At 57.2% G+C, this 19,429-nt stretch carries 11 protein-coding genes; 4 read left to right on the top strand and 7 right to left on the bottom strand.

What is annotated here, in order from left to right; genetic code table 11:
- The first annotated feature begins 24 nt into the window (after positions 1-24).
- Positions 25-1,545, top strand: a complete 1,521-nt coding sequence (locus ACU6HM_RS03310; protein ID WP_060185191.1) for a CoA-acylating methylmalonate-semialdehyde dehydrogenase — start codon at positions 25-27, stop codon at positions 1,543-1,545.
- Positions 1,546-1,629: 84 nt separating this feature from the next.
- Here ACU6HM_RS03310 and ACU6HM_RS03305 read toward each other — a convergent pair whose 3' ends face one another.
- The 5 genes from ACU6HM_RS03305 to ACU6HM_RS03285 form a co-directional block, all read right to left on the bottom strand.
- Positions 1,630-2,925, bottom strand: coding sequence for an aspartate carbamoyltransferase (locus ACU6HM_RS03305; protein ID WP_026483408.1), 1,296 nt, complete (start codon positions 2,923-2,925; stop codon positions 1,630-1,632).
- Positions 2,926-3,086: 161 nt separating this feature from the next.
- Positions 3,087-3,542, bottom strand: a complete 456-nt coding sequence (locus ACU6HM_RS03300; protein WP_181900162.1) for a hypothetical protein — start codon at positions 3,540-3,542, stop codon at positions 3,087-3,089.
- A gap of 113 nt (positions 3,543-3,655) precedes the next feature.
- Positions 3,656-4,243, bottom strand: a complete 588-nt coding sequence (locus tag ACU6HM_RS03295; protein ID WP_009461761.1) for a hypothetical protein — start codon at positions 4,241-4,243, stop codon at positions 3,656-3,658.
- 74 nt (positions 4,244-4,317) lie between these two features.
- A complete protein-coding gene (pbpC, locus tag ACU6HM_RS03290; RefSeq protein ID WP_247966722.1) occupies positions 4,318-6,480 on the bottom strand; it encodes a penicillin-binding protein 1C in 2,163 nt (720 codons plus the stop codon).
- Positions 6,464-12,373, bottom strand: a complete 5,910-nt coding sequence (locus tag ACU6HM_RS03285) for an alpha-2-macroglobulin family protein (protein WP_446763340.1) — start codon at positions 12,371-12,373, stop codon at positions 6,464-6,466. Before ACU6HM_RS03285 ends, pbpC begins: the two co-directional genes overlap by 17 nt.
- A gap of 343 nt (positions 12,374-12,716) precedes the next feature.
- Between ACU6HM_RS03285 and ACU6HM_RS03280 the strand changes: the two genes are divergently transcribed.
- Positions 12,717-13,253, top strand: coding sequence for a hypothetical protein (locus ACU6HM_RS03280; RefSeq protein ID WP_009461759.1), 537 nt, complete (start codon positions 12,717-12,719; stop codon positions 13,251-13,253).
- A gap of 14 nt (positions 13,254-13,267) precedes the next feature.
- On the opposite strand, the gene ACU6HM_RS03275 is transcribed toward ACU6HM_RS03280, so the two are convergent.
- Positions 13,268-14,416, bottom strand: coding sequence for an NAD(P)H-dependent flavin oxidoreductase (locus ACU6HM_RS03275; protein ID WP_021446508.1), 1,149 nt, complete (start codon positions 14,414-14,416; stop codon positions 13,268-13,270).
- 122 nt (positions 14,417-14,538) lie between these two features.
- Positions 14,539-15,960, bottom strand: a complete 1,422-nt coding sequence (hemN, locus tag ACU6HM_RS03270; protein WP_021446507.1) for an oxygen-independent coproporphyrinogen III oxidase — start codon at positions 15,958-15,960, stop codon at positions 14,539-14,541.
- Positions 15,961-16,156: 196 nt separating this feature from the next.
- On the opposite strand from hemN, the gene ACU6HM_RS03265 reads away from it, so the two are divergent.
- Both ACU6HM_RS03265 and ACU6HM_RS03260 read left to right on the top strand, forming a co-directional pair.
- A complete protein-coding gene (locus ACU6HM_RS03265) occupies positions 16,157-19,084 on the top strand; it encodes a monovalent cation/H+ antiporter subunit A (RefSeq protein ID WP_446763339.1) in 2,928 nt (975 codons plus the stop codon).
- Entirely contained in the window at positions 19,084-19,425 is a 342-nt protein-coding gene (locus tag ACU6HM_RS03260; protein ID WP_009461754.1) for a Na+/H+ antiporter subunit C, read from the top strand. Before ACU6HM_RS03265 ends, ACU6HM_RS03260 begins: the two co-directional genes overlap by 1 nt.
- Positions 19,426-19,429 lie beyond the last annotated feature (4 nt).

Below are 19,429 nucleotides of genomic sequence, written 5' to 3'. Positions count from 1 at the left end.
ATTCATCCCAGCAGGAGCATCACCATGACAGAGTTAAACACCCCCGAAATTGCTCACTACATCGGAGGTGGCCAGCAGGCTGGCGCCGGTACACGTACTCAACCGGTGTACAACCCGGCCACCGGCCAGGTCAGCGCCAAAGTCAAACTGGGTAGCCAGCAAGATATTGACGCCGCTGTGGCCAGCGCCCAGGCCGCTTTCCCCGCCTGGGCCGACACCCCACCGCTACGCCGCGCCCGTGTGCTGTTCAACTTTTTGTCCTTGCTCAACGAGAACAAGGAAAAGCTGGCAGCCATGATTACGGCCGAGCATGGCAAGGTTCTGTCCGATGCAATGGGCGAAGTCACCCGCGGTATTGAAATTGTGGAATTTGCTTGCGGCATTCCTCAACTGCTCAAAGGCGATTTCACCGAACAGGTCAGCACCAATATCGACAACTGGACCATGCGCCAGCCCTTGGGTGTGGTGGCCGGTATCACCCCGTTCAACTTTCCTGTCATGGTGCCCATGTGGATGTTCCCCGTTGCCATCGCCGCGGGTAACACCTTTGTGCTGAAACCCAGCCCTATCGACCCCAGCCCCAGCCTGTTCATTGCCGAACTGCTGAAAAAAGCCGGTCTGCCCGATGGCGTGTTCAACGTGGTGCAAGGTGATAAAGACGCGGTTGAGGCACTGGTCAATCACCAGGACGTGCAAGCCGTCTCCTTCGTGGGCTCCACCCCGATTGCCAACCGCATTTATGAAATGGGCGCCATCGGCGGCAAACGCGTGCAAGCCCTGGGCGGTGCCAAGAACCATCTGGTCGTCATGCCGGATGCCGACATCGACCTGACCGTGGACGCCCTGATCGGTGCCGCCTACGGCTCGGCTGGCGAGCGTTGCATGGCCATTTCGGTAGCCGTGCTGGTGGGTGACTCTGCCGAGCGCATCCTGCCCAAGCTGGAAGAACGTACTCGCAGCCTGAAGATTCTGAATGGCACCAATGCCGCCGCCGAAATGGGCCCCATCGTGACACAGCAAGCGCGCGAGCGCATCAGCAGCTGCATCGACAAAGGTGTACAGGAAGGCGCCAAACTGTTGGTCGACGGTCGCGAATTTGACGGCGCCAAAGCCGGTGAAGGTTGCGAGAACGGCTTCTGGATGGGCGGCACCCTGTTCGATCACGTCACCCCTGACATGAGTGTGTATCAGGAAGAAATTTTTGGCCCTGTGCTGTGCTGCGTACGCGTACCGGATCTGGCCAGTGCCATTGAACTGATCAACAAGCACCAGTTCGGCAACGGCGTAGCGTGCTTTACCAGCGACGGTAACGTGGCCCGTGAATTTGGCCGCCGCATCCACGTGGGTATGGTTGGCATCAACGTGCCAATTCCAGTGCCAATGGCCTGGCACGGTTTTGGTGGCTGGAAGAAGAGCCTGTTTGGCGATATGCACGCTTACGGTGAAGAAGGCGTTCGCTTTTACACCCGCCAGAAATCCATCATGCAGCGCTGGCCTGAAAGCATCTCCAAGGGTGCGGAATTTGCCATGCCTACGTCCAAGTAAATCACGAACAAAAAACCGGGGCTCTGAATCAGAGCCCCGGTTTTTTTAATGCTTGCGTGTACTTAGCGCTGACACCTGCTCAACTTAGTACATGCCGTGGAAAACCGCATCATCAGGACCGATGTGCGAAGGAGGATTCCAGGTCACATCGCGCATGGAATGCTGCACCAGCGTTTCCACACCCAGCAGCACAGCAAAGATGGCCATACGCACGGGAATACCATTGTCAGCCTGACGGAAGATGGCCAGTCGAGGGTCGTGGTTCAGATCCACGCTCAAATCGTGGGCACCTTCACGGCTATCGCGTGGCAGTGGATGCATCACAATTACATCGGGGCCGCAGCAGCGGTCGATAATGGCTTTATTGACCTGGAAGTCCGCCGTGAAGCTGCCGTCCTGCCCTTCTTCGAAACGCTCTTTCTGCACACGCGTGGCGTAAATCACGTCCACACCGGGCAAACCTTTTTCCAGGGAAGTCGTTTGCTCGATGACGTGCTTACCTTGCTTGGCCACCTGCTCCACAATGTGCTCGGGCATTTCCAGGCCGGGGGGCGAAATCAGGGTGAATTTCAGGCCACGGTACATGCCCAGCAACTTGATCAGGGAGTGCACGGTACGGCCATACTTCAAGTCACCCACCAGAGCGATATGTGCACCATCCAGCAATTTGCCCAGACGGGAAAATTCAGTGCTGATGGTGTACAAATCCAGCAGCGCCTGGCTGGGGTGTTCACCCGCACCATCACCACCGTTCACCACAGGAATGTTGGTGGCACGCGCAAATTCCGCAACCGAACCTTGCTCAGGGTGACGAATCACCATGGCATCCACATAGCCGCTCATGACGCGGCTGGTGTCGTAAATGGATTCGCCTTTGGCCATGGAAGAAAAGGTAAAGCCAGTGGTATCGCACACCGAGCCACCCAGGCGGCAGAAGGCCGAGCCGAAGCTGACGCGAGTACGGGTAGAGGCTTCGAAAAACAGGTTACCCAGCACCGCCCCTTCCAGCACGCGCGACACTTTTTGACGGCGGGCGATGGGCTGCATGATATCGGCCAGGCTGCACAGTTCTTCCACGGTTTCGCGGGTGAACTGGTCTACGGACAAGAGCTGATGCTTGCCGCCGGTGGCAATACGGTCACGCAAAGGACCGGACTGTGCGCTTTGCGCATACTTGCTCAGCAAGGCTTCGTTTTCCACGATTTCCGTGACAAAACGCTGCACCACTTCGGGCATGGCCCGCGACTCCAAAGAGCCTTCAGGCAGCAGCCAGGTATCCAGTGCGCGACGCTTCACCCCAATACGTGCCGCAAAAACGTCACGAGTCAGGTTCAGGCGACGCATTGCATCACGCAAAAAAACTTGTTGGGAGACGGCCATATCAGCTCTCGCTTATGAAATATACGCAATGCGCACATTTTAAGACTGCGGCTGATAAAAAAGCGAGCAAGAATTGAGACTATTGCAGAAAATACAACGACACTCTACGCAGCAGGCTGGAATCGCTGCTGTCTGAACGTAGCGTTCAAGTAGAAGGCAAGCTAAGGATGTTGCCGATAAGGCGTCGTGTAGGGCTGGGCTTCGTCATTATTGGGAACGACAAAACCGTCATAGTCTTGCTGGCCGGAGGTAAGCCACTCGCTATGCTGGTAGGCAAAATCGGCCAGGCCCAAGGTACCCCATACGCCAATTACAAAAAGAGCCAGACTCAAGGCCAGAAAAAAGGCCGAACAGAAACCGGGTATCCAGGCCCAGCGTCGCCCTACTTTAGAGCTGTGCCACGCCAAGGTCCAGTGACTCCAGCACAAGGCCAGAAACGCCGAAACCAGCCCCATCAGAAAAACGAACAAGGGCAGACGCAAAAAAGCGGGGACGAAAACGGATCCAATTGCTCCGGTGCCCATCAACATGACGAACAGCAGCGCGGCCCCATGCAGGCCGACCAGAACCCGAAAAGAAAGAATATAAAAAGCGAGACTGCCTGGCGGGGTCACCATACCGACTTTCCTGTTAGTAACAAGAGCGGCGGGTTTGCACCCACCGCGTTTTTCAAAAAGCCGGGCATGGGTGAACCCAGGACCAGGACAGCATTCAGACGAGCCAGCAGCGCTTACTTCTTACCGTTGGTCTGGGTAGCCTGTGGACCGGCAATCGCACGGGCAGCAGCCAAAGCGTTAGCTTCCGTACCGACCATGAAGATCAGGCGACCATCTTTAACGGGCGAACCGTAAGCAGGGGCAGCCAGCATGGTGTCACCCACGACCAAAGCCAGACGCTTTTTGGGGAACTGAGTGGTAACTTGCAACAGACGCTGAGCAGCCTCCGGGGTCAGATCCAAAGCCAGCAAACCTTCTTTGCTGTCGTTGGTGCCGGCTTGCACGCCAACCAGATCCTCACGCACCACCACGGCACGCGGATTCACAAACAAGACACCATTAGGTTGCACGTCGACACGTGCCCAACCCGCTTGTTCCTGAGTATCAGCCAGGAAGATCTGTACAGGCGCAGCTTGCTGCTCGGCACCAGCTTGAGCCTGAGGCTGCTGAGCACCCGTCGCAGGCGTGGAGGGAGTGGTTTGCGTTGCGGCGCTGGAGGTGCCAGCTTTGTCGCTCGGCTTTTCTTGAACGGTTTGACAAGCGGCCAATGCGACCAGGCCAACAGGAGCCAAAATTCGAGCGAGTGTGCGTAAAGTCATCATAGTGAAGTTCCCCCCTCTCTTTACGAAGAATCAATAAGGATAGCAGTGTATCAGTCATGTAAAAGCGCAAGCGGTTAATCTTTGTTAAAGCTTGTCATTTGCGCACCCCTAATTTGTACGCTGACTTGATCCATTAAGCGACCTTGTTCAGTTTTCAATTCAATGCGCAGCGTTCCGGGTACCAATGGAATTCGCAGCTGCGCCCCCTTCCCTGCTTCTACTCCCTGCACCCACCATACCAAGGGCTCGGTAATCTGCCCTTGGGCCAACAAACGCAATTGCTGGTTTTGCGGTGGAATATCCGGGTCCAGCGCGAAAATGGTGCCATTGACCGGCTCGCGGATACGGGCCGGGCCGGCATAGGCCAGATTCACATCACTTAATTCCACACGATCGGTCTGTGTGCCTTCAACAAAAAACTCTTCCCGGCCAGGCTCCATGGCGGGTACAAACTCAATCTGCCGCACCTGCACCTGGGCAGGCATGGCCGTTTGACGACCGGGGCGACGCTGGTTCAAGAGCGAAATCACCTCGTGCCAGATCGGGGCTGCCCCGCTGACACCTGATACATCTTGCATACTTTGACCAGCACTATTTCCCACCCAAACGCCAACGGTATAGTGCTCTGTCCAACCCAGGGCCCAGTTGTCACGCATGTCTTTACTGGTCCCGGTTTTAACCGCACTCCAAAATGGTGTACTCAAGGCACTGTCCAATCCAAAGGTCAGCACCCGAGCCTGACGGTCCGACAACATATCACCCACAATCCAGCTGGCCCCCTCATCCATCACAGAATGAAAGGGAGCGGATTGCTGATCCATACGTGTTTGCACGGCTTGCGTCTGGCCCAAATTGGCCAGTGCACGGTAAGCATTGGTCAGTTCCAGCAAGGTGACATCGGCGCTGCCCAAAGCCAGGCTATAACCATAGAAATCGCCATCCTGGCGCAGATTCAGGCCCAGTGCACGCAGGCGATCCACCAAGTTGGCAGGCCCCAGCATGGTCAGCACACGCACAGCAGGAATGTTCAGGGAAGAAGCCAGAGCATTGCGCGCACTGACCCAGCCCACAAACTGCTTATCGTAGTTTTGCGGGATATACAGGCCATTGCCGGTGGACAGATTCAGCGGCGAATCCTCCAGCAAGGATGCGGCGGTCAACAGGCGCTTTTCAATCGCCATCTCATACAAAAAGGGCTTGAGCGTGGAACCGGCTTGCCGCAAGGAACGGGCATGGTCTACCTCGGCCGCCTCGGACAGATCGCCACTGGAACCCACATAGGCCAGGACCTGTCCGCTATGGTTATCCAGCACCACCACCGCAGAATCCTGAACACGTGCGGTGCGCAGATCCAGCAAGTGGCGCCGCATACTGGCTTGCACTTGAGTTTGCAGGCGCGTATCCAAGGTCGTACGAATACTGTCACCGGCCTTGATTTCAGGATTCTGATCCAGAACCCAACGGGCAAAATGAGGGGCCAGTTGGGCTTGCCCCAAAGGGGCCTGTCCGGCCCGGCGCAAAGCCACCGGCACCAGATTACTTAATTCTCGACATAGTTCGGCGCGTCCCATCTCTTGCAGGGTCGTACACGCCCGGCGCTCGACCATCAAGGCCGAGGCATTGGGGCCGCGCAGCAAAACTGCGGCAATGGCAGATTCGCGTGCATCCAGCGCAGCGGCCTGCTTTTGAAACAAGGTACGCGCCATCGCGTCCACCCCGACCAGCTCACCCCGAAAAGCCACCTGATTCAGATAGGCTTCCAGAATTTCCGGCTTGGTCCAGGTGTCTTCCAGCGACTGGGCGGCCACCACCTGATCCAGCTTTTGCCAGACCGAGCGTCCACCTCGACCACCAATCAGATCCTGATCCATCAGGCCGGCCAGCTGCATGGTAATCGTAGAAGCACCGCGACTGCGTCCGGCAAACAGGCCATCCCACGCGGCGGAGCCCACTGATAACCAGTCCACCCCACCGTGAGATTCAAAACGGCGGTCTTCAGACACCAAGACCGCCATTTGCAAGGCCGGAGAAATTTGCTCCAGCGCGACCCAATCGCCGCGCCGTTGACGAAAGTCCAGACGGACTCGCTGGACAAGCTGGCCCTGACGATCCAGGACCTGCACATCGGACGATCGGTAAGCTTGCCGAACTTCCTTGTAGCTGGGCATGGCCTGCCCGGGACTGGCCCACAGGGCCAGTCCCAACACCAGCAGTCCTGCTTTAATTTGCTGGTGCATCCACAACTTCCAGAACTTGCTCGTTAGGCCAGACAGCAAACACGTCGGGCTCGTACAGGGCTTCAGCACGGCTGGCTGGCAGCACGAACTGACCCACTGTATTCAGACGCACCGTGTAGCTGACTTCGGTCGTGCCTTCTTCAAAGCGCTCGTAGTAAGCACGGTAGCCATCAAAGCGGCGTTCGACAAAGCTGGGCCAATGACCGGACTGTTCTTCACCGGCCGTTGCCATGGCAGAGTCGCGACCCAGGCCGCTGCCCAGGATAGTGGCACCGGCAGGAATCGGATCCGACACCACCACCCAGCTTGCCTGACCTTGAGCCTTGACCTTGATCTTCACGCGCATGATGTCACCACGACTCCATACACCGGGTTTGGCCTGCTCAACGGCTTCGATGTGACGCTCCATGCTCAAACCAGCCGCAACAGGCTTGGTCACGGGCACCGCAGCCAGGGAGCGAACTTCGATCCAGGCCTTGCCCTCACCCATTTGCTCAACGCTCAGGTTATCGGCCTGATCGCCGCGCCAAGGCACATCAATCCTGGAAGAGCGCACACCCTGACCGTCAGGTTTGAGCATGTCCCAATCCACCACCTGGGCACTTTCCGAGCCCAGAATCACCATGGACTGACCGCTAGGGTTCTGTTCGTGATGACGGCTGAACTGTTCAATAGCCAAACTACCCAAGAGGTTTTCAGTGGTCATGCGCCATGCACCACGTTGCTGCTCCGCCAACAGACCTTGGGCCAGACGAGGCATGTCCTCGGTCCAGTCCGACATTTCATTGGCCAGCAGCATCAGGCGAGCCTGGTTGGTCACGCGGCTGGTCATGGCCCATGGGCTGCCGTTAAGCGCGTCCTCACCAAAGACCAGACGGGTACCACGGCTGACCAGACGTGCCTGAATCAGATTCATGGCTTCTTTACGTGTCTGCTCGGCTTTCTTGATGCCCGGCAAACGCTGAGTCAGATCCACCCAGGCCAGCAGGATTTCAGTAGGCCAGCTTTGCAGGTTCAGTTCCACCGAATCCAGCATGTTGACGCGAGCAAGGCCGTACTTGGCCAGCACGGCCGTCGCACGAATCACTTCGAGATCCCGCTCTTGGCGAGAGACCGTTTGCATGCTCGGGATACGACCATTCACCACGTTTTCCAGCGCTTGCAGCATCTCGTTGCGGAAGCCGTCCGGGATGGGATAGTTCAAGCCCATGGATTCCGCAATGTAGCTGATATCCAGGATGTAGCTGGTCAACACGCGGCTACCCCACCCATAGCTACTGGGGAAGTAACGCAACAAACCACTCTCGTCCATATAAGACGGCATGCGCTGCATCAGGCCAGCCCACGCCTCTTCGGAACGCAGGCCCATGAAACGCGAGGCTTGCTGTTCAAAGCAGCTGTAAGGATAGCGTTCAAACCAGGCACGCACCCCTTCCATACCGCCACCCAAGGAGGAACGGAACAACATTTGCAGACCACCTTGAACCACGCCTTGTTCGTTCTTCAAGGCACCGGCCGGTGCCTGCACCGACATGTTCAATGGCTCATCCATACCCACGGCAACCAATGTTCCCTGCTGAACCGTAACGGGGGTCGCGGTAAAGACTTCCTGCTTGATTGCAAGGCTGTCTTTGGCAGCCTTGCCCGTGGCGCCGGACTGCTGAACTTCCTGTGCATCCACCGTCCACTCCATCTGGTGCGAATCGGCCGAACCACTGGACAGTGGAACCGATATGGGCCAGGAAACCACTTTAGCCGAGCCCGAAGCCAGCTCAACGGTTTGCTCTGGCAAGGCCGCCGAGGGCAAGCCTTTACCACGGTACTGCGCCTGCACCTTCACGGTCATGGCACGTGGGCTGCTGTTACGCAGCGTCACTTGGGCCTGGTAATCATCACCCTCACGAGCAATGGCTGGCAAACCGGAAATGATTTGCAGGTCTTGCGTTGTGACGATCTGAGCCGAACCACTACCAAAGCGGTCGCCCGCCAGATCGGCGACGGCCACAATCCGGTATTGGGTCAGGGAGTCTTTCAGCGGCACGGTCACCGTTGCGCGACCTTGTGCGTCCAGCTCCACATTGCCTTTCCACAGCAGCAAAGTATCCAGCAATTCACGAGTGGGGCTCTTGCCACCGCCACCACCCGCTGCGACAGCCTTGCGACCATAGTGACGACGACCCACGATTTCAGACTGCGCCGTGGCGGTCTGCACGTTGTAGCCGCGCAAGGCACGCATGGCGTTGAGCAGGTTCCAGCTATTGTTCGGGCTCAGTTCCAGCAAGGCTTGATCCACAGCCGCCAAGGCCACGGACGCACCGGCTGCCGGTGTGCCATCGGACTTGAGGACCTGAATATCAACCTTGGCCTGCTCACGAATCGCGTACTGGCTGCGATCCGTCGTTACCTTCACATCCAGCGCATCTTGCTGGCTGCTGACTTCAATGCTGGCCAGACCAAAACGATAGCTAGGCTTGGACAAGTCCACGGTAGTTGTCGGGGCAACAAATTCACCACCGCCTTCCGAGTAGGCTTTGTACCAAGTCAGAGGCTGACTCCAGCCCCAGCTAAAGAAAGAGTACCAAGGCACTTCACGCAGACGGCCACGCAGAACCAGCACGGACACGTAAACGTTCGGCCCCCATTCGGGCTTGATCTCCACGCTGACGTTAGGGCTGTCGCCTTCCAGCTGAACCACTTGAGCCTGCAAGACACCTTCACGCTCCACCGACACCAGGGCCGTGGCCTCGCGGAACGGCATGCGCACCTGGAACTCGGCTGTCTCGCCAGGAGCCCAAACTTTCTTCGCAGGTATCACGTCGATACGGTCATCGTTCTGACCACCGAACCACAGGTAACCGGAGCCACTGACCCAGACGGTGCTGGCAGCAACGGACTCGCGGCCTTCGCCATCACGTGCAATGGCACGCAGCTCGACCTGACCGCCCTTCTCCAGTTTCACATCACACTGCACCAGACCCTGATCGTCGCTGCGACCTTCGCAGATCGTGCCCAGGTCTTCGCGCTGCTCCTGATTGTCGTAGCTGTAGAAGCCACCCACCATACGCTTGCGGATCGAGAAACGCTGCACATTGGCCGCCTCAATACGCACAGGCACGTTTTTCAGTGGCTTGCCGTCCGGGCTCACCGCGATAGCCGAGAGCTTGGTGGACGAACCGGCTGCCAACCAGCTACCTGCACGCAGACCCACCACTACATCGGCCGGCCATACGGACACGGTTTGGGTCAAGGTTTGAATTTCACCGTTCGGATCGGCAAAAGTGGCTTCTACCAGAAATTCGGAAGGACGATCCACCGCAGGCAACTCATCCAGCGTGGCACGCAAACCACCCTGTGCATCCAGCTGAAAGCGCTTCTTGTTCAGGAAAACACGGGAGTCCGAGACATCAGACTGTTCAACTTTCTCGGGAGGGACAAAGCTGAAATCGTCATAGGCGCTGAAGGACGTTCCTGCCGAGCGGACAACCGCCGACAACTGAACCGGCAAGTAATCAGCCGGGCCACCAGACAGATACTGCAACTGCAGGTCGGCCTGCAGTTCTTTGGGTTTGACCAGATAAGGACGATCCTGACCGTCACCCAGCTTGATACTGCCGCCCAACACAGGCAGCTTGAACTGCTCTACGCGGAACTCGCCGAAGTTGAAGTACTGATCCTCGCCTTCGGTTCGCAAGCGATACACACCCAGCTCGGCGTCCTTGGGGATTTTCCAGTCGGTCAGAGCAAATACGCTGCCTGCCGCTGTCTTTTGCCACTTCAAGGGCAGCTCAATTCGCTTGCCGCTGCCATCGTGCTCGACAATCATGGTGTCGGGATAGCGAGCTGGAGCCTTGAAACCGTCACGCACGCGTTCGCGTACATAGTGTTTCATATGGGCCACTTCACCCGCACGGAACAGATTGCGATCCATCACAGTGTGAGCAATGGCCTCATCGCGACCGCCCCAGTTGTAAGGCACATTGAAGCGCCAAGGCTCGATACCCGAATTCCACTCGCTCAAGGCAAAGCTGAAATCATCTTTACCACGAGCCATGGGGTTGTTCTTGTCGATTCGCGCCGTCACGAACAAACCGGACAAGCTGGTTTCCTGGCAGTAATCCGGGCTGGACACCGCCTGCGGGTGATGGAACATCCCATTCTCGTCTGTTTCACCTTGCAGCAGCTCTTCACCACGGCAGTTCATCACGCGAATTTTCGCGCCGGGCACGACTTTGGCATCATCCAGTGTCGTGACCCAGACCAGCAAATCGTCACCACCTTTCTTGATATGCACACCCAGGTTGGTCACCAGCACAGAGCTACGCACGTACATGGTACCGGCCGCCTCCAGCAAGGAAGCACCCAGACGTGGAGAAGCGACTTCCAGAACATGGAAACCAGGCTCTTTCAGCGGCACGCCAATCAATTCAAAAGGACGCTCGCCTTTTTGATCCATGCCGGGCAAGTCCAGCTTCTTCAGATCCTTGCCTTGCAACAGGGGCTGAGCACGCAGATCCAGGTAGCCGTTCTCATTCAAAGGAGCGGTGACATGGAAGTCACTACCCATCATGGTCTTCAGATAGTCGGGGGTGACCGACCAGGAATAGTTCAGCTGGCGCAGACGGGAGAACCAGGTCAGAACTTCCTTGTCGTCCTTCACGGCAAGAGCCCCCACCTGACCGGCGGACACCAGCATTTGCTGAGTTGTCAGATTGGCTTCGACATTACGCAGGCTCAAGCCAATGGCTGGCGGATCGGAATCGTCCGATCCGTCACGATCCGCATGGCCGAAACGCTCCACAATCCCGAAAGGCTCCACCGCAAACTTCACCAGCGGCGGATAGGTCGTGGTGCTCATGCCGTTGCTCAGTACTTGCGGGTTCTTCAGGCGGCGACCTGCGTCGTCCGTCAGGCTGTCCGGAATCTTGACCGTCAGCTTGGCGTTTTCAGGGAAAGGACCCTCGAAACGCACGTACTGGCCAGGCCCACGATCCTGCCATGCCTCGTCGCTATCAGACTTGGGTTCCCAAACCTGCTTGCCGGCTTCCAAACGAATCTGGCTCAAGTACTCGTAAGCGACGGGCGCAGAGAACTGAACACCGAAGCTGCCAACCGGCGTGCAAGGCGCTTCTGCGCGCTCACGCATGCAAGTGAGCGAGGCGGTAAACTCGGGGCGCACGTTGTAATCGTAGGTATAGCGGTCCGTATTAGGGACGCCCTTGCGATTCTCAATCTGGGTCATGATGCCCGGCTCCAGCACCACCGACACGCTGGCATCCGCTGGCAGGGGACGCGCACACTGGACGGCCTGGTATCGGTCGTCTACCTCGTCCACATAGAACTCGGCGCGAACCATGGCGTCGCGCTCGGCACCCTCAATGGCTTTCAAGCCAATACGCTCGCCAATACCCTCTACCCGGCAATAGCCGTTCTTGACTAAAGAGGCGCTATTAACCGGCGCATTGAAGCTGAATAGAAAGACCTGGTCTTCATCAATAATGTTGTAATACGGGCGGTTGCTTTCCAGAATGGCGCCGCCTGAATTAAAACGATATTGAGCCGGTCCGCTAATCGCTTCATTATTGATGCTGCGAAAACTTTTGGACACGACGGCCGTACAACTCAAGCCTGGTCCTGGACGCTCGTCGAATTCATAAATCCAGCGGCGCGAATCAAGCCAACGGCCCTGACCGACTACCGAAGGATCATCACACTGCACCTGAACGGGTGCAGGCAATTGCGAATCCCCAAAATGAACTGCGGGTGTGGCAAAGGTGACTTTGACATCCCGCAAATCCGATGTCGCCCCTTGGGGCGAGAAACTGCTTATCGTAATGGCTTGGGCGCTACTGACACCCAGCAAGAACATCAAACCCAGCAAAGACTGGCGATGCATCGTTCTTCCCCTATGGAATGTGCTATTTTCGGCGCCAGTTTAATAGAAATCAGACCCTCTGAGCGTGTCTGACTAGCCCCGAAAGCGCATAAAGAATGCCACCAAGTGCAACAGAAAAAGACACCGGGCTTTAATTGTTCACGACACCCGTTTGTAGAAGCATTCATGGCATTTGAAAGAAAAAATTTCAAATGCGACCAATACCCTGCTTTTTTCCCAAAACTGGCGGCATCCACTACGATAAGAAACATAATTGCCCAGGCAGTCACTGGAAAAGCACGGTACTCGCCCCATATGGGTTAAGGCTTGCACGATCAATCCGCTTAGATTTCAGGATAGACACATGAGCACGATGACACTGCAGGAACTGGATAAAACCCGCGAGGAATGTCGCAAACTGATCAGTCGGCGCGCTCTGCTGTCAGCAGCGGCAGCCGTGGTGCCCATCCCTGGTGTGGATGTGGGTACGGATGTGGCGATTCTGATGAAAGTCATCCCCATCATCAATGCGCGCTTCGGCTTGACGGCCAACGATGTGGACGCCCTGAGCCCGGAGCTGAAAAAGCTGGTGGTCGTGGGGGGAACCAGTATGGGCCTGGGCATGGTGGGACGCGTGCTGACTACAGATCGCGTGGTCAATATTCTGGTGCGTCTGGGAGCGAAGAAACTGGCCGGGAAATACGGCGCCAAATATGTGCCTTTGATAGGCAGCGCCATTTCCGCTTCCATCAGCTTTGTAGTGCTGCGCAAAGTCGGCAACCAGCATATTGAAGAATGCTATGAAATTGCCCGCCGCCTGGCACTGGAGACACAAAGGAAGGAAGCCGTCCACACCATTGATGGCGGTGAGGAAGGCTTGATCCGCGAAATCAAGGGCTAAGCCCTTGATCCCGTTTAGGCCGCAGGAACCACGCCCGGCGTTTTGCTGCGGCCATTCAACATATAGTCCATCAGCTCGCGCACCGATTTCATGGCTTTGCCAAAAGGCAAGGCTTCGGAACTACGGAAGAACAGACCGCGCTGTACATCACCTTTCAGGGCATAGGCCAACTGACGATCAATGCAAAACTGACCATGACGCTGCACGCCATCGCGCAAGCCACAATGTGCCAGGCAATCAAAGCCTTCCGTGCAAGCACGCTCTCGCGCCACCGATTGCAGCTTTTGCTCTTTGTGCAGGTAAGCATCCAGCCAGGGCGTACGCACGGCACGGGCAGGCAGTCCGGCCACGCTCATAAAGGTCACGATGTCCTTGGGCTCGGCATCCAGCAACACGCGCTTGAAGTTCTCATGCGCATCACCTTCTTCAGTGACGGCAAAGGCAGTGCCCATTTGCACCCCATCTGCCCCCCAATCCATTAATTGACGCAGTTGTTCAGGACGGTGAATCCCGCCTGCAGCGATCAAGGGAATACGCTCGGCCTCCAGGCCCAACTCGCGAAACAAGGCGCGGCAGCCTTCCAGAACGCGCTGGAAAGCATATTCAGGCTTGTTCAAGGATTGGTCGTCGGCGGCCCCCAGGTGGCCTGCGGCAAAACGGGGATTTTCCAGAACGACTGCATCCGGCAAACGCTTGCGGCGCAGCCATTTCTTCACCAGTAAAGTGACGCCGCGCACATCCGACAAGATTGGAATCAAGGCAACTTTGGGATGATCCTGAACCAGCTCAGGCAAGTCCAGCGGCAGGCCAGCGCCCACCACCACGGCATCTGCCCCGCTTTCGCAAGATTGACGCACATACTCGGGATACTGCGAGACAGCCTTCATGATATTGACGGCGATGCCACCGTTGCCACCCGAGCGCTCTCGGGCACGATTGATCTCGCGGTCCAGAGCCTGCAAATTGGCTGCATCGACCACGCCTTTTTCGACATCACCCTGGGTGCTGTCCATCAGGTCTTCGTGATGACGCCGTAAATCCACGCTGGAGATCGTCCCCAGCCCGCCCAATGCGGCCACAGTACCGGCCAGCCGGGACGCCGAAATACCGACTCCCATGCCGCCTTGAACAATAGGCAAAAGCAGTTTTCCCTTCAGGGACATGAGACGTAAATCCGTCTTTAGCACGATGTTGATACCTTAGGTTGATGCAAGAACCTGCCGGTCACGTCGGGACCAGAAACAGGGCAATAGAATCGTGGCCGTCTGCAAGGACGGCCACTGTGTTAAATCAGGCGGGAATAGCGGGCACCGCTTTCCTGGCTCAAGTACTTGTCGAACACCATGCTGTAGGCGCGCACAAACAAACGGCCTTTGGGCAGAACCTGGATGGATTGGGCATCGACTGTCAGCAAGCCAGCGTCGGCATAGCTGTTGAGCTCTTGCAGCTCGGCAGAGAAATAGCTGGCAAAATCAATGCCGTAACGCGCTTCCAGACGCAAGATAGGCACTGGCATGCTGCACATCAAATGCATGATGACTTCCGCCCGCAGGCGATCGTCCTGCTGCATCACAATACCCCGCTCGATGGGCAAACGCCCCCGGTCTATATCGGCGTAATAATTGCGCAGGCTGCGGGCATTTTGCACATGCATGGTGCCCACCTGACCAATAGACGACACGCCAAAAGAAACCAGATCGCAGGCTGCGCGGGTGGTGTAGCCCTGGAAGTTGCGGTGCAGGCTACCGTCCAGGCGGGCCAGATTCAGCTCGTCGGTCGGCAAGGCAAAGTGGTCCAGACCGATATAGACATAGCCTGCATCCAGCAGACGCTGCGAAGACATCAGGAACAGTTGCAGACGCTGGTCGGCATCGGGCAGTTCTTCTTCATTGATTAAACGCTGCGCCTTGAATCGCGTTGGCAAGTGCGCGTAGTTATACAGAGCGATGCGATCTGGTCGCAGTTGCACCAAGGAGTCAATGGTGATGGCAAAGCTTTCCAGGGTCTGCAAAGGCAGACCGTAGATCAGGTCCGTGTTGATGGACTGGAAACCGGCAGCCCGGCTTTCTTCAATGGCGCGTTTGACCATTTCGAAGGGCTGAATACGGTTGATCGCTTTTTGCACATTGGGGTCAAAATCCTGCACCCCGAAGCTGGTACGGTTAAAACCCAGAGCCGCCAAGTTCTGGAGCGTGCCTTCCGCCAAGGTACGCGGGTCGATCTCGATGCCCAGTTCGGCATCGTCCGTGAACGCGAACTGCTCCTTGAGCTTGGCCATCAAGCGGGCCAACTGTTCATTGTCCAGGAAAGTGGGCGAGCCGCCGCCCAAATGCAGTTGTTCGGTGCGCCGGTCTTCACCCATATATTGGGTGACCATATCAATTTCGCGCAGCAGGTAATCCAGGTACTGCTCGCTCTTGCTACGATCCTGCGTGATGATCTTGTTGCAGGCACAGAAATAGCAAAGCGACTGACAAAACGGGATGTGCAGGTAAACCGACAGAGGCGGATTACTGCTGCTCAAGGCGCGCCGCGATAATTCGTGAATATAAGGCTGAGCAGGAAAGTCCTGAAAAAAACGATCTGCAGTGGGATAGGAGGTATAGCGAGGCCCGGAACGATCAAAACGCCGGATCAGGGCTTCAGAGATTTCGATATCCGGCGCGGTGGGGGCGCTGGCATCCGATGCTTCCAGTGTTTGCGGCATAAAGGGTCCTCCTGCACGAGACCTGTTTCTTCTAGTCAAGCATTTATTGTGAGAGAAAACCTCAAGCATGCGCTTGACCTGCATCAAGGCCGCAATAACTAAAAAAACGCTTTTTTTATGGCTGTTGGACTGAATTTAGCTTCATATATCGTATTATTAAGCGCTAGCCGCCTAAATTACCGCCTGTTGGAGTCAGATGTATTTGCTCGTGATCCTAGCTCTACCGTTTATCGGTAGCTTGCTATCTTCCCTGATGCCCGCGAACTCTCGCAAACTCCAGGCATCTCTTGCAGGCGCTGTCGCCGTTACGTGCGCCTTACTCACTCTCTACGCCTATCCGGACATTGCTCGCGGAGAGGTGCTGGAGTCGTCACGCTCCTGGATACCCGCCCATGGCTTGACCTTCAAGCTGCGCATGGACGGCTATGCCTGGCTTTTCAGTATCATCATTACCGCCATGGGGGCCTTGATCGCCCTTTATGCGCACTATTACCTGTCCGCTCAGGATCCGGTCCGACGTTTTTTCTCCTTTCTGCAAGCCTTTATGGGCTCGATGCTGGGGGTGGTGCTGTCGGGCAATCTGATCCAGCTGGTCGTGTTCTGGGAGCTGACCAGTCTGTCCTCCTTCATGCTGATTGCCTACTGGTATCACCGCATGGATGCGCGACGGGGTGCGCGGATGTCGCTGATCATTACGGGAACCGGCGGTTTCTGCTTGTTGGCGGGCGTGCTCATGCTGGGCCAGGCTGCCGGCAGTTACGACCTGAGTGTGGTACTGGAGTCGGGCGAGCAGATTCGCAATCACCCCTGGTATACCGGGATGCTGATCCTGATTGCCTTGGGTGCACTCACTAAAAGCGCGCAGTTTCCCTTCCATATCTGGCTGCCTCACGCCATGGCCGCCCCCACACCTGTGTCCGCCTATTTGCACTCGGCCACCATGGTCAAGGCCGGGGTATTCCTGCTGGCGCGCCTGTGGCCTGCCCTGTCGGGCACCACGGAATGGGCTGTCATTATTGGCGGCGCTGGCCTGTGTTCCCTGACGCTGGGGGCTTATGTGGCCATGTTCCAGCGCGACATGAAAGGCGTACTGGCCTATTCCACCATCAGCCACCTGGGTCTGATTACCTTGCTGTTGGGCCTGAACAGCCCACTGGCTCTGGTCGCGGCGCTGTTTCACATGATGAATCACGCGACGTTCAAGGCCTCCCTGTTCATGGCTGCCGGTATCGTGGACCACGAGACCGGTACCCGTAACCTGAACCGGCTTTCCGGTTTGCGCCACGCCATGCCCTTGACTGCCACCTTGGCTACCGTTGCGGCGGCTGCCATGGCCGGTGTGCCGCTATTGAATGGCTTCATCTCCAAAGAAATGTTCTTTGCCGAGACCATTCTGGCCAGCAATGGCAACACCTGGGAATATGCTCTGCCCGTGGTGGCCGTAATTGCGGGCTCCTTCAGCGTGGCCTACTCCTTGCGCTTTATCGCACAGGTGTTTTTTGGCCCCGTCGCCAAGGACTTGCCCCGCGAGCCACACGAGCCGCCTCGCCGCATGTTGATCCCCAGCGCGATTCTGGTACTGACCTGTCTCTTGGTCGGCATTATTCCCAGCCTGACTTTTGGCCCCTTCTTGCATACTGCGGCCAGCGCCATTCTGGGTGCAGAAATGCCTCAGTACGACCTGGCCGTCTGGCATGGTTTCAACCTGCCCCTGATCATGAGTCTGGTCGCCACAGGCATGGGCGTGATCTTCGTTCTGATCATCAACCGCTTCTACAGGAACCGCCAAGGCCGTACGCCTTTGCTGACCCGTGCTGATGGCCGACGCTTCTTTGAGCTGGCCATGGAGTATCTGGAAGTGGCAGCCAACTGGGCCGTGGGCAAGCTTTACTCGCCACGCCTGCAGCGTCAGACCTTGCTGATTATTGTGGCCACAATCTGTGTTGCTGCCCTGCCTCTGATTCGCGGCAACTGGTTCAAGTCCACTATTTCCACCCCCATCGACCCCTTCTTCGCCCTGATGTGGGCCGTCGGAATTGCCTGCGCGATTGGTGCGGCTCGTCAAGCCAAGTTCCACCGCCCGGCCTCCTTGCTGCTATCTGGTGGCGCTGGACTAGTTACCAGCCTGACCTTTGCCTGGCTTTCCGCCCCTGACCTGGCACTGACCCAGTTGGCGGTGGAAGTGGTCACCGTTGTGCTGATTTTGCTGGGCCTGCGCTGGCTGCCGCAACGCGTCAGTGATATGCCTGGCGGCCAGGACAATAGTGGTCGTGCCCTGTTCCGCCGTAGCCGCGACTTGATTATTGCCATTCTGGCCGGTTGCGGTATTGCCGCTCTGGCCTACGCCATGATGACACGCCCCCACCCCAGCGGCATCTCGCCCTTCTTTGTCGAGAAGGCCCTGCCCCTGGGCGGTGGCGCGAACGTGGTGAACGTGATTCTGGTGGACTTCCGCGGCTTTGATACCTTTGGTGAAATCGTGGTGCTGGGCATTGTGGCCCTGACGGTCTTTGCGCTGCTGCGACGCTTCCGTCCACCCATCGAAGCCATCGCCCAGCCTCTGGCCCGTCGCCAGAACGTCAAGGACAGCCGCGAAGCCGTCTTTGTGGAACCGGACCCCAAGACACCGTTACCAGAAGGCATCATGCAGATTCCAGCTGTCTTGCTGCGCCTGCTGCTGCCTATCTCCACGCTGATCGCCCTGTACTTCCTGCTGCGTGGGCACAACCTGCCCGGTGGCGGTTTTGTGGGCGGCCTGATCATGGCAACCGGCATTATCCTGCAATACATGGTTAGCGGCGTGGTCTGGATGGAGTCCCGCCCACTGATTCAGCCTCAAACCTGGATTGGCTTGGGTCTGCTGACAGCCGGTGTGGCTGCCATGCTGGTTTGGGCCTTCAACAAGCCCTTCCTGTCTGCCCAAAGCTGGGATCTGCATCTGCCCCTGGTGGGCGACGTCCATACCTCCAGCGCGCTGATCTTTGACATTGGCGTATTCATGCTGGTGATTGGTTCCACCATCCTGATTCTGGTCGCGCTGGCCCACCAGTCCCTACGTTTTTATCGCAAACTGCCGTCGCTGCAATCCGCCTCGAACGCTGCATCCGGGATGGAGAATAAATAATGGAAATCGTGCTTTCAATTGCGATTGGTGTGCTGGCGGGCTCGGGCGTCTGGCTCCTGCTGCGCCCGCGTACCTTTCAGGTCATCATGGGGCTGGCTTTAGTGTCCTATGCCGTGAACCTGTTCATTTTCAGCATGGGCAGGCTCAAAATCAGCGCCGCTCCCGTTATTAACGCCGGCAAGCTGGGGGCCGACTATGCCGACCCCCTCCCCCAAGCGCTGGTCTTGACCGCTATTGTGATTGGCTTTGCTACCACCGCCCTGTTTCTGGTCGTCATTCTGGCCAATCGTGGCCTGAGCGGTACCGACCACGTTGATGGCCGCGAGGAAGACGATCTGTGAGTCT

Source organism: Alcaligenes sp. RM2 (genome assembly GCF_052931795.1).
The sequence above is the reverse complement of the archived record's forward strand: the minus strand, read 5'-3'. Positions and strand labels throughout refer to the sequence as shown.

Excerpts from the sequence above, each read along its gene's own strand:
- ACU6HM_RS03260 (WP_009461754.1), top strand. The coding sequence starts at position 19,084 with ATGGAAATCGTGCTTTCAATTGCGATTGGTGTGCTGGCGGGCTCGGGC.
- ACU6HM_RS03285 (WP_446763340.1), bottom strand. The coding sequence starts at position 12,373 with ATGCATCGCCAGTCTTTGCTGGGTTTGATGTTCTTGCTGGGTGTCAGT.
- ACU6HM_RS03310 (WP_060185191.1), top strand. The coding sequence starts at position 25 with ATGACAGAGTTAAACACCCCCGAAATTGCTCACTACATCGGAGGTGGC.
- ACU6HM_RS03295 (WP_009461761.1), bottom strand. The coding sequence starts at position 4,243 with ATGATGACTTTACGCACACTCGCTCGAATTTTGGCTCCTGTTGGCCTG.
- pbpC (WP_247966722.1), bottom strand. The coding sequence starts at position 6,480 with ATGCACCAGCAAATTAAAGCAGGACTGCTGGTGTTGGGACTGGCCCTG.
- ACU6HM_RS03300 (WP_181900162.1), bottom strand. The coding sequence starts at position 3,542 with ATGGTGACCCCGCCAGGCAGTCTCGCTTTTTATATTCTTTCTTTTCGG.
- ACU6HM_RS03305 (WP_026483408.1), bottom strand. The coding sequence starts at position 2,925 with ATGGCCGTCTCCCAACAAGTTTTTTTGCGTGATGCAATGCGTCGCCTG.
- ACU6HM_RS03275 (WP_021446508.1), bottom strand. The coding sequence starts at position 14,416 with ATGTCCCTGAAGGGAAAACTGCTTTTGCCTATTGTTCAAGGCGGCATG.
- ACU6HM_RS03265 (WP_446763339.1), top strand. The coding sequence starts at position 16,157 with ATGTATTTGCTCGTGATCCTAGCTCTACCGTTTATCGGTAGCTTGCTA.
- hemN (WP_021446507.1), bottom strand. The coding sequence starts at position 15,960 with ATGCCGCAAACACTGGAAGCATCGGATGCCAGCGCCCCCACCGCGCCG.
- ACU6HM_RS03280 (WP_009461759.1), top strand. The coding sequence starts at position 12,717 with ATGAGCACGATGACACTGCAGGAACTGGATAAAACCCGCGAGGAATGT.